The sequence below is a fragment of the candidate division KSB1 bacterium genome (genome assembly GCA_022562085.1).
Classification (GTDB): Bacteria; Zhuqueibacterota; Zhuqueibacteria; order Oceanimicrobiales; family Oceanimicrobiaceae; genus Oceanimicrobium.
The window spans coordinates 1-13598 of sequence record JADFPY010000099.1 but is presented as its reverse complement, the minus strand read 5'-3'; the positions used below and the strand labels follow the sequence as shown (position 1 = coordinate 13598).

Below are 13598 nucleotides of genomic sequence, written 5' to 3'. Positions count from 1 at the left end.
AATTGATATTTAGATAAAAGGCCCTAGTCCTTTCTTTTGGACTTAAGATAGCTAAATTATCACACCCGGTTGCTAGCGTAAGAATAAATACTATTAGACAAAAACAAGTAACAAATCTCTGACTCATAGTCCCTTTTTTATAAAGTATCATACATATACTAATGGCCGGTAGGAATCGTTTTTAATTCATCAAAACTCATACCCTATTCCAAACTTCAATAACCCCGTCACACTAAATTTATTTACCCGGCTACCTTCAAGGTTGGGCTCATTATGATAATTATAATGCTTTCTTTCATATACAAAACCCAATCCAAAATTCTGATTGAAATACAATTTATGATAAATTCTAAGTTTAAACCCATATCCCATCGTATTTTGAATGTAATTGGTTTTGATATCAAAGAAAGTTTCTTCTTTCTTAAATTTAATCCATTGCATATCAAAGGAAAAGTAGAAGTCAATGCGCTTTTGTTTTGGATTAGGATAGAATTGGAAATGCAGATGCAAACCCAAGCTTTGTGTGGAATGCAGGTAATCAATCCCTAAATTGGGGCCCAAATAAACAGAACTACGTCCATATTCAAAAACGACACTTGGACTAAGAAAAAAAGCTTTGGTTGTAGTTAAGGTCGAAATATTGGCTCCAACTTGAAGAGTTCTTGGTTTTTTAATATTTGATGCCACGGGTTGTGCAAATATATCAATATTTCCGAATAGAAAAATAACCAGAATAATAATTTTTTTCAATATTGACCACTCCTAAGTCAGTTGCTTTTTTACAAACCAATTTGTTGTTAACATTACTGTCCACTCACGAATATACTTCTTCCAAGAAATTGATAATTCTTTTTGCTCGACTCTGCCAGGTAAAATTTTGTGAATCTAACAAAGCTTGATTTGCAAGCGAGCATGCCCTTGACTGATTCTCAAAAATCTTTCGAATGGTTTTCTTAGCTAAATCCAGATTATCTCGTTCCACAAGCGCTGAGTTTCGTTCATTCAAGACTTCCACAATATCTGGCAAGTCAGGTGCAATAATCGGCCGTCCTGCCCAGTGGAATCGGTTTTACTTCGTCGTAAACTCATAGACCCCATCCCAGTTTTCGGGGGGAGGATTTTCGATAAAATCCAGACAGCGCTTAATATAAACGCGGGTTGGGCCATCGGTGGGGAAATAGCGGAGAACGCGCTTAAACTCGGTTAAGGCCTGATAAAATTTTAGCTGCTTATAATAATTTAACCCTAGAGTATAAACATCGATAACCATATCCTGTTCGATTGAAGCCAAAGAGCCCATGCCGCGCAGCTCGAAAATTCTTACGGGTTTATTCTTTCCCTTGACTCGCACTACGTCCAATTCCCGCACTTTGGCTTTTCTTCTCACAGCTCTTTGGGTGAATTCACTGATGGTGATGGTCGTTCCGTACTGTTTGTTGGCTCCTTCCAAACGGGCGCCCAAATTGACGTCATCGCCAATTACCGTGTAATCAAAAAGCTGCGAAGGGCCTAAATTGCCCAAAATCATTTTCCCGGAATTAATGCCGATGCCAATTTGAAAATAGTCCTGGTTATTCGCGGACCATTTCCTTTGCAAAGCCCGCAGCCTTTTCACCATTTCCAAAGCGGTAATGCAGGCTTTTTCGGCATGTTCCTTAAAATAGTGCGGGGCGCCATAAACAGCCATGATTTCATCGCCGACGAATTTATCGAGGGTGCCGTTATTTTTAAAAATCACATCTACCATCTCGGTTAAATATTCGTTCAGGGCATTAACCACCTCATTTGGTTTGTGACTTTCGGTATAAGTTGTAAAACCGCGAATGTCGGAAAAGAGCACGGTTAATTCCCTTCGTTCACCACCAAATTTGGGCAATTCTCCCTTGTCCAGCATTTCGTCGATAACACTCTGCGACATAAAATGTTCCCAGGACTTCTTCACTCTGATCCTTTCCCGCTGTTCGGTCAGAGTCTGATGCACGACATTGCCGATGTAGCTTAAAACAATGGCCGTCATCGGGGTGACAAATTCCACCCAAAGCTGCAGCTTACTAAAAGCAAAAGCCGTCCAGAGAAAATAACCCAAAATCAAAGCCATCACGACAAACAAACCTCGAAAAGGTTTGAGCCATTTTGTAATCACCATTGAAGCCGCAGCCATGACAAAAACCATTAAAATTGCAGACCACTTGCTTTGGGAAGAAATAAAATCTCCTCTCAACAAGGTGCTGAGAGCATTGGCATGCACCTCGACTCCTGGCATTTTAGTTTTCACTCCCCCGGAGCCAAAAAATGGCGTAAAATTGGTATCTTGCAGCTCCTCAGCAGACGCTCCGATAAACACGATTTTATCTTTGAAAGTCCCTCCCAATTTATGCAATTCAAAAACATCTGTATCATCGTCTTCCTTAGGTAATTTGAATTTAGCATCATCGATAATATCCGTGTATGAATAAGTGGGGAAAGATTTCGCCGGACCGCGAAAGTTAATCAGCATATTGAAAAAATCTCTTTTTGGAATTCTAAGGTCGCCGATTTCAAACTCGTCGCCATAATCTGTAATCTTCGAGGTTATGTCAGGATCATTCTGTAGAAGTAAGTAGGCATAAAGACTTAGCGGATAATAGCGTCGTTCGTTGTGCACCTGAAAAAGCAAATATCTTCTAATAAACCCATCGGGATCTTCATCGATATTTGCGAGTCCCCAATGCGCACCCGCGTCCAAAAAAAGTTTTTCCGGTGGCAATGGATAAATATTTCGGGTGTCCCTTCCGGAGAATTCTTCGGTCACCATTTTTCCGGCCAAAATTACATTTCTGGTTCTTCGAATAGCGCCGCCAAGAATCATATCCTGCCTGGTATTTTTGGCAGGTTCTGTAAATTCAATATCGAGTATAATTAATTTTGCTCCGGCGTCAAACAAGTTCAAAATGACTTGGGCGTGGTCAGATCGTAGAAAGGGCCATCGCTGTAAACCGATGATGCTTTGTTCGTCGATTCCCACAATTACGATATTGTCCTCTTCTGTGTCCTGCGCACCCCGTATCACAAATCTGAAGTCGTAACTGTCCAGCTCAAAGTTTTCGAATTGAGGAAAAAGCGAAAGCACTAACGTAAGTATCGCAGCAAGAAATGCCACGATGCCACCAAAAGGCCACTTACTTTTCCACAATTTTTGAAAAGATTCTTTAAACGGAAAATCCATATAGAATTAAGTTAAAGAGAGACAGGTCAAAAAAAACCTGCCTCCTTAAACTCACTTTCGGTAAAAAAGTTCTAAAATCGCTTTTCGTAATAGAGGCGGAAAATGCGGTCGGTAAAGGAAGGATTAGGCGTAAAAGCACCGGTGGTTGTATCGAAGGTGCCACCGTTGTCACTAAAATTAATGAGGCTGGTGTCCATAAAAATAGAATGACCCGGCCTGATTTCAAATCTTGCGCCCAGGTTAAACTGCAGGCGTTTGTAGTCTGTCTTTGAAGTAAAAGTTACGGTGTCGAGCGCTGCTATTCCGGTTGCGGCGGTATAATTTGTACCGAAGTAGGTTTGCAGTTTGCGATTCATGAAATGATAATCTGCTCTTGCTCCAAACATTTTGAAATTGAATGTATTCAGCCCGGCTGAAAAATTATTGTCATTTCGTGCAAAATTAAAAGTCGTTGTCAACGGAACCTGGTAGGTCGTTCTTACGGAAACTACCTGCACGTTTGATGAAGTCTCGGTTGAAGGAATTCCGGCTTGAATTCTAAACGGGTCAAGATTAAAACGATCGTTGCGGTCGGATGTGATAAAGCTTAACGAAACTGCATGATTGACATTTAACAAATTCACATCGTAGTTTAACTGCACAGTCAAATCATTGGTCTTGTTATTTTCCCGGGTATCCGTAATTATTGGTGCCCCGACCTGGGAAAGATCAACCGCTACGGTATCCACATTATTGTCTCTATAGTGTTCCCGCATACTCACAGTCAAATTCGGGAAGCCGCCACCGGGGAAAAGAGATAAACCGTAACTCAAGGTTTGCAATTTAGTGGTTGCGTTATTGTCTTTTGGTTTAAAATTATCATTGTAATTTTCAAAGCCAAGGTTCAAATAAATTTTATTCTTATACAAACGCATTCGGTCCCGGAAATAAAATCCCTGTAAATTATTTCGCAGAATCGTATTGCCTAATGAGACATATTCTCCGCCGATGGTCTTGTAACCGAACTGGAAATTATTGCTGAAATAATTAAACCGAACGCTGAAATTATAAGCGACGGAAGTCAGGTCTCTGGGGTCGAGCGGCGTTGTGCTGGCATTAATGATAAAATATTTGCTAAAATCTGCGGGATCAAATGGCAAATCAACATCAAACTGATCTTCGATCGCCTGTTTCGTCAAAGCGCCGCCGGTAATATCGGTTGAAAGAAGACTGGCTGCCACTGAACCTCGAATCTCAAAACGCCGATTATCGAAAGCAATGAGTAAATCGGCGCCGGCAACCAGGTTATCCTGTGGCAAGGAAGTGAAATCCCCTGGCTTTACAGAATCAATGTCGTCTCTGACCCTGAGAGCATTTATCCCGAGCTGAAAATTTCTTCCGCTGCCAAAACTCACTCGGCCGCCTATAAGATTTTGTTTAAACGTAGCCGTGGGAATAAGCTCGGTTGAGTCCTGAAGGGTGATATTCAAAAGCGGGTTGCCGGAAGTATCAACGACCACCTGTATTGTGGCGGGGGTTGCGCGCAGCGTTTGTCCGGTTATGAAATCAAAATTTATCAATCCAAGTTTAAGCCTACCGTGGATGCCCCGCACCCTTTTCCCCCACAAGATCAAATCATTGAATCGTGGGTAGATATCGCCCACTCTAGCTTCGAGAATACCGAGATCTAAACCGAACGAGAATCGATTTCTGGGTTGGAATTGTCCGTTCTCACGCGTTGTAACAAACACGCGGGCGTCATACTTTGCGAAACCGTGCTGGCCGGAAAGATATCCGCCAACATTATTATCGCTGAACCCAACGCCGCTGAAATTTTCATGCCGCGTTTCAGCGAAAACTCTTCCGCGAAAGCTTGAAGATACGACCCTTCTCTTCTTGCTTGTACTGAGCACTTCAAATGTCCACACCGCCGCGGGCAGTGGAATACCCGAAGTAAAATAACCCTGCACCATCGCCTGATGCTCACCGGGTTGTAGATCGGTGGTGCCGTAAGTTAGTAAATTCTCGGTTATTTCAATATCCTGGGTTACGTTCAGTCCGTCGATCGAAAGTATGACGCTGCTCAAATCGACAGGGTCCTGATCCGCCAGAAAGGATACGGCGATGACGACTTCCTCGCCGGCATTGAAGCTCTCGCCAATTTCAGGGCTTAGAACCAAAACCGGTGACAATTCATCGAACTGGTCAATAGGACGAGTGTCTTTTTGTGCAAGCTCAGGAATAAACTCGGCTCGCGGTTGATCCGGAAGCAGCGGTATAGGCTCCTCAGCTTGCTGAACCGGATCGGCGCTGCCGGTCACGGGAACAATCATTGGATTTCCGTAAGGATTAAATTTTGGGTAGGTTACTACTTTCTGATCGGTCAACAGGGCTAAAATAAAGTATTCCAGGTTTGGCGGTGCAAATCTCGAGGGCGCTAATTCCCCGATGTACCCCGACATCCCTTCCGACATCTCGGTATATTCAAAGGACTCTATGCCATCCGACCTGAAATAGAGACGCATGAAAACGACGCGCTCACCCGTGCCGTCGACTCTGGCTTCAACGGAAAATTTTTTATTCGCCTGCTGCGAGGCAACGGGAACATGAATAATTGATCCGGTTTGAGTAAATCCCCCTTTAACTAAAGTTAAAATTCCTACAAAAATTACCAATGCCTTAAACTTCATAATACCTCTGTTTTTGAATCTCTACTTAAAATCGAGAATGAGTGACTTTTTATTTCCCTGTTCATCTTCAAATTCAATTCTGAGTTTTGAGCCATCTTCTTCTTCGCTTAAATCAAATATGCTGTCCGGGTCAACCTGAAGCCGTTGCGGAGCGGAAGTCTGGGTCAATTGCACCAATTGATTCGCGCCTACCCGCATGGTTCCAAATTGATTAGCCACTTCCATCAACCCTTGCTGGCAATAAACAAAGAAATTATTATCCTCAAAGAGACAATTGAATGTCGTGCCCTTGACCGTGGCAACTCCGGACGTTGTCTCGATCCGCATCTCGGTTTTTTGCCTGGTGACTTTGGCCCAAATTTGACCGAAGCTCAAAGTCAGTCTCTTGACGATACCCTTTTTCTCCCGCTTGCCTCTAATCGTCACACTGGAATTGGAGCGGATTTTGATCTGGGATTTGTCATCTGTGAAAATCAGGGCCGCGAACGAGTTTCTGCCGGTTTTTATTGTCTCACCGTCATCCAACCGATTCCCACGTTTGGCTCTGACATATCCCCGTTGTGCCGGATTTTTTACCCCCACAGTTCCTTTGGTTTTTAGAACCAACGCGATGTCTTTATTATCTGCCGACAAGAAAGACGGAGAAATTAGCATTCCACATACTAAAAGTATGAAAACGGAATGATTGAATTTTTTCATAATATCCCTCAAAATTTAGCTCAAAATTTTTCAGCTATTCAACTGAATAGCCGGAATATTTCGATTTTAATTTTTGCAGTCTGGTTAAAATCACTGATCGTCCAGGATATTAGCAAAAGAACCGTCAGCGCTTTTAAAATTGTTTTCATAGATCCAGCCCTCATTTGGAGAAGAGCGTGCGGTTGCAATTTTAGTCAAAGCAAATTGAATACCAAAACCCGGTAGTGGGTAACCGAGCCATCGAATGTGCGACAAAAACAACTAAATATCTCACTCCAATACACTTAATAAGATACATCAAATAGTTAAAAATGAAGAAAAGTTACGCTAACAAGTTAGGCGTCGCCATTAAAGTAAAGAACGAACGATTATCAAAATTGGCCAAAAAATATAACGCAGAATTCTCCACGCAATCACAATCCCCAGAAAAGTGTACATTGGCTGGCTTAAAAAGTTGGTAAACTTAAGAGCGGTTTGTGCGGACATAAAAAGAGTAATGACACCGCTTCCATCTAAAGGTGGGACGGGCAGCAGATTGAAGATCAGCAGAATTAGATTTAGAATCAAGAATACGCTCAGCAATTTTGCCAAACCGACCCATATTCCGGCATTCCCAACAACGAGCCCGGTAAAACTGAAAACCTCCGGTTTGGAAAACACCCCGGAAGCCAAACCTATTTTGAGGAGGATGAAAGTAGCAAAAAAAATCAGAAAATTGGCAGCGGGTCCGGCGGCAGCCATCCAGGCAGCGCGGCGGGGATATTTCGCTGCCCAACGCGGATCGTACGGAGCGCTCGCCCAGCCGATCATCCAGCCCGCCATCACAAAAGAGATAATTGGAACGAGAACTGTCCCAAAGGGGGAACGCATAATATGTGGAATCGGATTCAGGGTGACTTGACCCCCGTGATAGGCGGTTAAATCACCACCTTTCATAGCAGCCAGAGCATGTGACGCTTCGTGAGCAGTAAACGAAAACAAAAACGCCACATACCAGATGAACATGTCGGCGATATTTATATCAGGCATGAAATAAAAGTAGGTTATGGGGGAGCAAAAGTCAACAGATGATTATGATGTAGGGGCGAACCCGGCGGGTCGCCCCTACGAATTCTACAAATTCCACCCAAACTATGAGGCGGGTCGCCCCTACCGTTTATCATTCAAATTCGTTCCAGAATTTCTTTTCCATTTCATCTACGCTGCCATTTAAATTATCCCGGTCAAATTGCCAGCGTCGCGGGTTGTACATAATATATTCCCGAATTCGATTTAATTCATCCTCATGACGAATAATGTGTTCATAATAATTGCGTTGCCATTTGAACTCGTGTAAACCCATTTTGCGAATTTGTTTGGTGGCAATCGATTTGAATTGTCCAATGAGGGAACCCAGTGAATTCGGTTGCAATGTAGGGGCGACCCGGCGGGTCGCCCCTACCGTTTCGGTTATCCACAAAATTCCATGAAAATGATTCGGCATAACCACATGCTGATGCAGTTTCACATTATTGCGTATTTTCCCGGTTTTGAACCATTCGGTTTCAACTACCTGTCCGAAATCATTTAATCGCGTTTGACCATCCACTATTTCTCCAAACGCAGATTTCCTATCGTGCACACAGATTGTCAGAAAATATGCACCAGGTTGTGTGTAATCATATTCCCGTAAACGAATGGACCGACGATCATATTTTGGTTTAAATTCATTCATTTTATTCTGGTAGGGGCGACCGGGCCGGTCGCCCCTACGATTCCACGATTTTGATTTCCTCCTCGGTCAGGTCGTACAACTCGAACACCAGGCGGTCGATTTGGCGGTCGGTGGCCTCGATCTTGGCGCTGGAGGACGGTTTTGACTTGCGGGGTTTTGGCCCCGGCGAGCTGTTTGTGCAGCTCCAGCATGCGTTCGACCAGGGTGACCATCTGGTCGTGGCGGGCTTTGTCAGTTGGATCCTCCATAGAAAACAAAGGAAAAGGGAATTGTAAATCACCTAACAGGTGAAATGATATTCACGACATAAATTACAAGAAATTAAGAGCCAAAGGCCAAAAGCTAATGGCCAAACGCGTATTTTAGGTAAGCCATATTTTTCTGCAAGCAGAAAGGAATTCTGCCAATCGGTAAACTTGTTAAACGATCGCAATCCCACCTTTCCAAAATATTCAGAGTCCTAAAATCTCTCATGGTGTGCAACCAATTTATGAACAATGGCCAACAGCTAAATGCCAATAGCTGTATAGTTACTCGGAATTGTACTTAAGTTCAATTTCCAAATACGAAATTACACTTCTTAAGCATTCACATGTTGAAATGTTTCAGCAGAGGCCGACTGGCAAGCCCGTTTATAAGAAATAGGCAGAGGATCCTTTATTAAGTCCCCGGCATTTAAAAATTCGTAAATCTCCCCATAGTGTTTTATCTCAGTTGGGCTGGTGCGTCGCATGATATGCCAGGGGTGCAAATCTTCCGGGCTTTCGATGCCCATAGCGCCGATGATTTCACTCACACTGGTAATTGTTTCATCCTGATAGTTAGCGACTCGTTTGTCTTTTTCCCGAACAACCAGACCCGCGACCAATTGCGGATTCTGAGTCGTAACGCCGACGGGACATTCGTTGGAATTACACCGTCGGGCCTGGATACAGCCAAGCGCCAACATCATCGCCCTGGCTGAATTACACATGTCTGCACCCAGGGCGAGATGTTTGACCATACCAAAACCAGATGAGATTTTACCGCTTGAAATCACCCGAACTTTATCCCGCAGAGAAAATCCAAGCAGAGCGTTGTGAACAAAAATCAAACTCTCAATTAATGGAGCGCCAATACTATTGGTAAATTCAAGCGGCGCCGCGCCAGTCCCTCCCTCACCGCCATCTACGGCAATAAAATCGGGTGTTATGCCTGTTTTCATCATCGCTTTACAGATCGCCAGAAATTCACGCCGTTTACCCAGGCAGAGCTTAAAGCCAACAGGTTTCCCACCGCAAAGACCTCTTAGCTTCGCAACAAACTCCAACAAGCCGACCGGGGTAGAAAAAGCAGAATGCGCAGGCGGTGAAAGGACGTCTTGCCCCATGGGGACGTCACGAATTTCAGCGATCTCTTTGGTTAATTTAACGGCAGGCAGGATACCTCCATGGCCCGGTTTGGCCCCCTGGGAAAGCTTAATTTCGATCATCTTAACATTTGGCAGAGTTGCCCGTTTTGTGAACGTTTCCTCGTTAAATGTGCCGTCGTGGTTGCGGCAACCAAAATAACCGGTACCGATTTGCCAGATCAAATCGCCACCGCCCTCCAGATGATAGGGGCTGATACCGCCTTCACCCGTGTTATGGGCAAAGTTCCCCATTTTGGCTCCCTGGTTCAGCGCCAGCACCGCGTTCTTGCTTAATGAGCCGAAACTCATCGCTGAAATGTTCAGCAGGCTGGCTGAATAGGGCTGCTTACATTCCGGACCTCCGACCATCACGCGCAAATCCTTCGGTTCCAGGTGCAAGGGGCTAAGTGAATGATTCACCCACTCATACCCAACTTCATAAACATCCCTTATCGTACCAAAGGGAACGGTATCGAGTACTCTTTTCGAACGTTGATAAACCACTGATCGCTCTTCACGGCTAAATGGCACCCCAGATGTTTCCGTTTCGATAAAGTATTGGGCGATTTCCGGACGTATGGCTTCGAGTAGATACCGAATGTGGCCGATAATGGGAAAATTTCTGAGAACAGCATGCTGTTTTTGGCAATAGTCGTAGAAACCGATCATGATAAGCGGGCCCAAAAACACCATCGACCATAAGATCGGTCGAAAAAGAATCGCAATACCCCCAACAAGCACTAAAACCATAAAGACACTCAAGAGAAATAACCTTCGCATTTTCAGTCCCTTCTGATTAATGGGTCAATATGTTATTATAGACGACCTTTTGCATTTTTTTGCAAAACTTATGACATATTTTCTTGTCAAGGTTTTTGTGAGACCTGAAAAATCAAACGTGAGACGCACATTCTCCAACATACCATGTTGAGAGGCACGTTTCACATCTTACGTTTCACTTTTGCCAGTGCGGCTTTGCCGCGCTGGGTAATGAGGATTCATTCCATCCTGTAAGTACTTTTGAAATAAGGCATGATTGAGAATTTGAATAAAATAAACTTAACATAAAATGAATCATAAGTCAACCCCATTTCAATTAGGTCGGAAATTTTCTTGCGAATTCTTGGAAAAGATTGTATCTTTTTTTACAGATTGGAAAAATCGTACGGAATTCAAATCAAGGAGAATCACTTCATGCTCTTTCGTATGCTTTACGACAGTAAACTCGCACAAGCTTGCTATTTCATCGGCTGCCAGCAAACCGGCGATGCAATTGTCATCGATCCCCAGCGTGACGTGGACCGTTATTTAGATCTTGCCCGAAGTGAGAGTATGACAATAAACGCAATCGCCGAAACTCACATCCACGCTGATTTTCTTTCCGGCGCTCGTGAACTCGGGGAACGCACGGGAGCCAAACTCTATCTTTCCGATGAAGGGGGGCCGGATTGGAGCTACAAATGGCTTGATAAAAAACAAGGCGGCGGCAGCTACCTCCATCAATTATTAAAAGACGGCGATACTTTCAAAGTGGGCAACATTCAGTTTCAGACGGTGTTTACACCGGGGCACACACCGGAGCACTTGAGTTACCTGGTCACCGACCTTGGCGGCGGGGCCTCAGAGCCGATGGGCATTGCCAGCGGCGATTTTGTCTTCGTCGGCGATGTTGGACGGCCGGATTTGCTGGAAACTGCCGCGGGACAAACCGGGATTAAAGAAAAATCCGCGCAGGTGCTTTTTCAATCGATTAAGAAATTTCAAGGCCTACCGGATTATTTGCAATTGTGGCCTGGCCACGGAGCCGGCAGCGCTTGCGGCAAAGCCTTGGGTGCGGTACCGCAGTCCACGGTTGGTTATGAAAAGAAATTTAATGCAGCAATTAGTCTCGCCAGAGAAGAAACGAAGTTCGTGAAAGCAATTCTGGAAGGTCAGCCGGAACCGCCGCTCTATTTTGGCCGCATGAAAGTTGCAAATCGTGACGGCCCGGCGCTGCTTGGCAAACTCCCTGAGCCGAAGCAATTAAATGCAGCCGAACTTAAAAATATAATAAAGGAAGAAATTGCGCTGCTCGACACCCGCCTGTGGCCGGACTTTGCCGAGGGTCATGTGCCGGGCGCGCTGTTCACGCCCCTAAACACAGCGTTTCCCACCATCGCCGGTTCTTATGTTGAACCGGGGAAACCCATCTATTTAATCGTTGCAGAAAACCAGGTCGAAGAAGCCGTTATCGATTTGATTCACGTTGGTTTGGATGAAATTGCCGGCTACGCCACTCCGGAAACTTTGAGACTTTATGCTGCCGACGGCGGCGAGCTGCAAAAATCCAAATATAAAAACATGACTGAAATCAAAAATAAACTAAATGACGAAAGCGTGCAAATCCTCGACGTTCGCCGTGCCGACGAGTATGAAGCAGGCCATTTACCCAGGTCTATAAACATCGCCCACACCAGACTGCTCGCGGAATTGGATAAAATTCCCAGGGACAAGCCCCTGCTCGTGTACTGTCTTTCCGGCGGGCGCTCCGCTTATGCGACTGGCATGCTGCAAAGCCACGGTTTTGATGCCACCCAGCTCGATGGCGGATATGAGGCGTGGCAAAAGGCTGGGGGTGAGGTGATAGTGGGTTAGGCGCTTAAGAGGGAATTCTGTGCTTTTGGGGCAAAGATTTTTTGAAAAAAACAGGCAGATTTGACCGTAAAATCCGAATATCAAATAACTAATACCAGAGCCCACCTTTTAACCAGGTTTGTTTTAAACAGTCATTGCTCTGTAAGGCCTGCGATACCGGTAAAAGAAATTTTGCGATGTTCTCAATTATTGAATCGAGATTGGCTACCTCTATATCTGGTATCTCTGGCTTGGCTCTTTTAACAAATGCCTTCCACTGAGTTTCTTTCTGCGCATCTTTTTTGAACTCATCTGTAAAAGCAAATGGTACATCTTCCGGCAAGCTGGTCCCCCGACGCTCAAAAGTTTTTCGAATAGCCTCGCAGAGGATATCTCCGTCAAATTCAAACAGTCTACTCAAGAGCCATACATCAAAGAAATCCTTCATCCGACTGTTGGAGATACCAAGCGAAACCAGTGTCTCAAACTTTTCTGCAACAACTGAATATCGAGGATAAGCACGAAGTCTCGGCACGGGGGCATCGAGCAGGGTTGGGAAATCGACCCTCTCTACCGAAGGCGTGATCTTATCTCCAAATCCGATACCTACCTGCAAGGGTATGCGAACCTTATTGAGCATTCCTGTAAATGTCACTCTCAGGCCGCCATACACATTCTCTTCGCGTATGGAAACGCATTTGACGGATTCCGGGGAAAAAGAAATGCCGTCCATTTTGAGCGAGTCAACTGCGCACAATTCTCTAAAAATAGCAGTGACCGTATTTATATCCATGCGTCCAAGCAGTAAAAAATCCGCATCTCTGGTCACCCGGTAACTCTGTCCTTTCCACACCAGAAAGAGGCTTGCTCCTTTCAGAATAAAGTTCTCGGCATGAGAGGAGACACTAAGTCGATACAGGAAACGTTCCATTCCGTAGCGGCGAAGAAGAAGATTGAAATCATCCTTATTCGTTTTCGTCCTGTTTCGCAACCTTTCAAGTACGGAATGAGCAACATTTTTACGAGTTGGCGGACTCACACAATTGCCTCAAGATAAGGCCGCATGACTCGCGCGACACGGCATACTTTGGCGGCTTCCCAAAGTTCATCCATTGACGCCTTGCCCTGACGCCAGGTTTCCCGAAGGGCCTCGATAGCTACGTCTTGACCAATTTTATTCCGAAATTTGAAGCAATCAGCAACGGTTTTCGCAGGACTATAAATTTTCATGGTTACGCCATTAATGTCACGCTCTTGAATACCATAGATAAACGATAATCCCGAAAAATAGCTGACATTAAGAGGCGG

General features: G+C 44.6%; 11 protein-coding genes and 1 pseudogene. 1 reads left to right on the top strand and 11 read right to left on the bottom strand.

What is annotated here, in order from left to right:
• Nucleotides 1-189: 189 nt before the first annotated feature.
• The 9 genes and pseudogenes from IH879_10360 to IH879_10320 all read right to left on the bottom strand — a co-directional run bounded on the left by IH879_10360 (nucleotide 190) and on the right by IH879_10320 (nucleotide 10457).
• The gene (locus IH879_10360) at nucleotides 190-750 is read right to left on the bottom strand and encodes a hypothetical protein (protein ID MCH7675339.1); all 561 of its coding nucleotides are present in this window, start codon (nucleotides 748-750) and stop codon (nucleotides 190-192) included.
• 64 nt (nucleotides 751-814) lie between these two features.
• Nucleotides 815-1006, bottom strand: a complete 192-nt coding sequence (locus IH879_10355; protein MCH7675338.1) for a hypothetical protein — start codon at nucleotides 1004-1006, stop codon at nucleotides 815-817.
• A gap of 63 nt (nucleotides 1007-1069) precedes the next feature.
• A complete protein-coding gene (locus tag IH879_10350) occupies nucleotides 1070-3139 on the bottom strand; it encodes an adenylate/guanylate cyclase domain-containing protein (GenBank protein ID MCH7675337.1) in 2070 nt (689 codons plus the stop codon).
• A gap of 137 nt (nucleotides 3140-3276) precedes the next feature.
• Nucleotides 3277-5874, bottom strand: a complete 2598-nt coding sequence (locus IH879_10345) for a hypothetical protein (GenBank protein MCH7675336.1) — start codon at nucleotides 5872-5874, stop codon at nucleotides 3277-3279.
• 21 nt (nucleotides 5875-5895) lie between these two features.
• Nucleotides 5896-6573, bottom strand: coding sequence for a FecR domain-containing protein (locus IH879_10340; protein ID MCH7675335.1), 678 nt, complete (start codon nucleotides 6571-6573; stop codon nucleotides 5896-5898).
• 348 nt (nucleotides 6574-6921) lie between these two features.
• The gene (locus tag IH879_10335; GenBank protein ID MCH7675334.1) at nucleotides 6922-7602 is read right to left on the bottom strand and encodes a hypothetical protein; all 681 of its coding nucleotides are present in this window, start codon (nucleotides 7600-7602) and stop codon (nucleotides 6922-6924) included.
• A 130-nt stretch (nucleotides 7603-7732) separates the two neighbouring features.
• Complete coding sequence (locus IH879_10330) at nucleotides 7733-8287, bottom strand: transposase (GenBank protein ID MCH7675333.1); 555 nt, start codon at nucleotides 8285-8287, stop codon at nucleotides 7733-7735.
• Between the two features lie 34 nt (nucleotides 8288-8321).
• Nucleotides 8322-8529 (bottom strand): annotated as a pseudogene (locus tag IH879_10325) (hypothetical protein).
• Between the two features lie 338 nt (nucleotides 8530-8867).
• Nucleotides 8868-10457 carry an FMN-binding glutamate synthase family protein gene (locus IH879_10320; GenBank protein ID MCH7675332.1) on the bottom strand — a complete coding sequence of 530 codons (1590 nt, stop codon included), beginning with the start codon at nucleotides 10455-10457 and terminating at the stop codon, nucleotides 8868-8870.
• A 414-nt stretch (nucleotides 10458-10871) separates the two neighbouring features.
• Here IH879_10320 and IH879_10315 point away from each other — a divergent pair, with 414 nt between their 5' ends.
• Nucleotides 10872-12311 (top strand): MBL fold metallo-hydrolase, encoded by a 1440-nt coding sequence (locus IH879_10315; protein ID MCH7675331.1) that lies wholly within the window; start codon nucleotides 10872-10874, stop codon nucleotides 12309-12311.
• Nucleotides 12312-12399: 88 nt separating this feature from the next.
• Here the strand turns inward: IH879_10315 and IH879_10310 are convergent, their stop codons facing one another.
• On the bottom strand, nucleotides 12400-13329 hold the full coding sequence (locus tag IH879_10310; protein MCH7675330.1) for a nucleotidyl transferase AbiEii/AbiGii toxin family protein: 930 nt from the start codon (nucleotides 13327-13329) through the stop codon (nucleotides 12400-12402).
• Complete coding sequence (locus tag IH879_10305) at nucleotides 13326-13520, bottom strand: hypothetical protein (protein ID MCH7675329.1); 195 nt, start codon at nucleotides 13518-13520, stop codon at nucleotides 13326-13328. The genes IH879_10310 and IH879_10305 overlap by 4 nt, the downstream gene beginning before the upstream one ends.
• Nucleotides 13521-13598 lie beyond the last annotated feature (78 nt).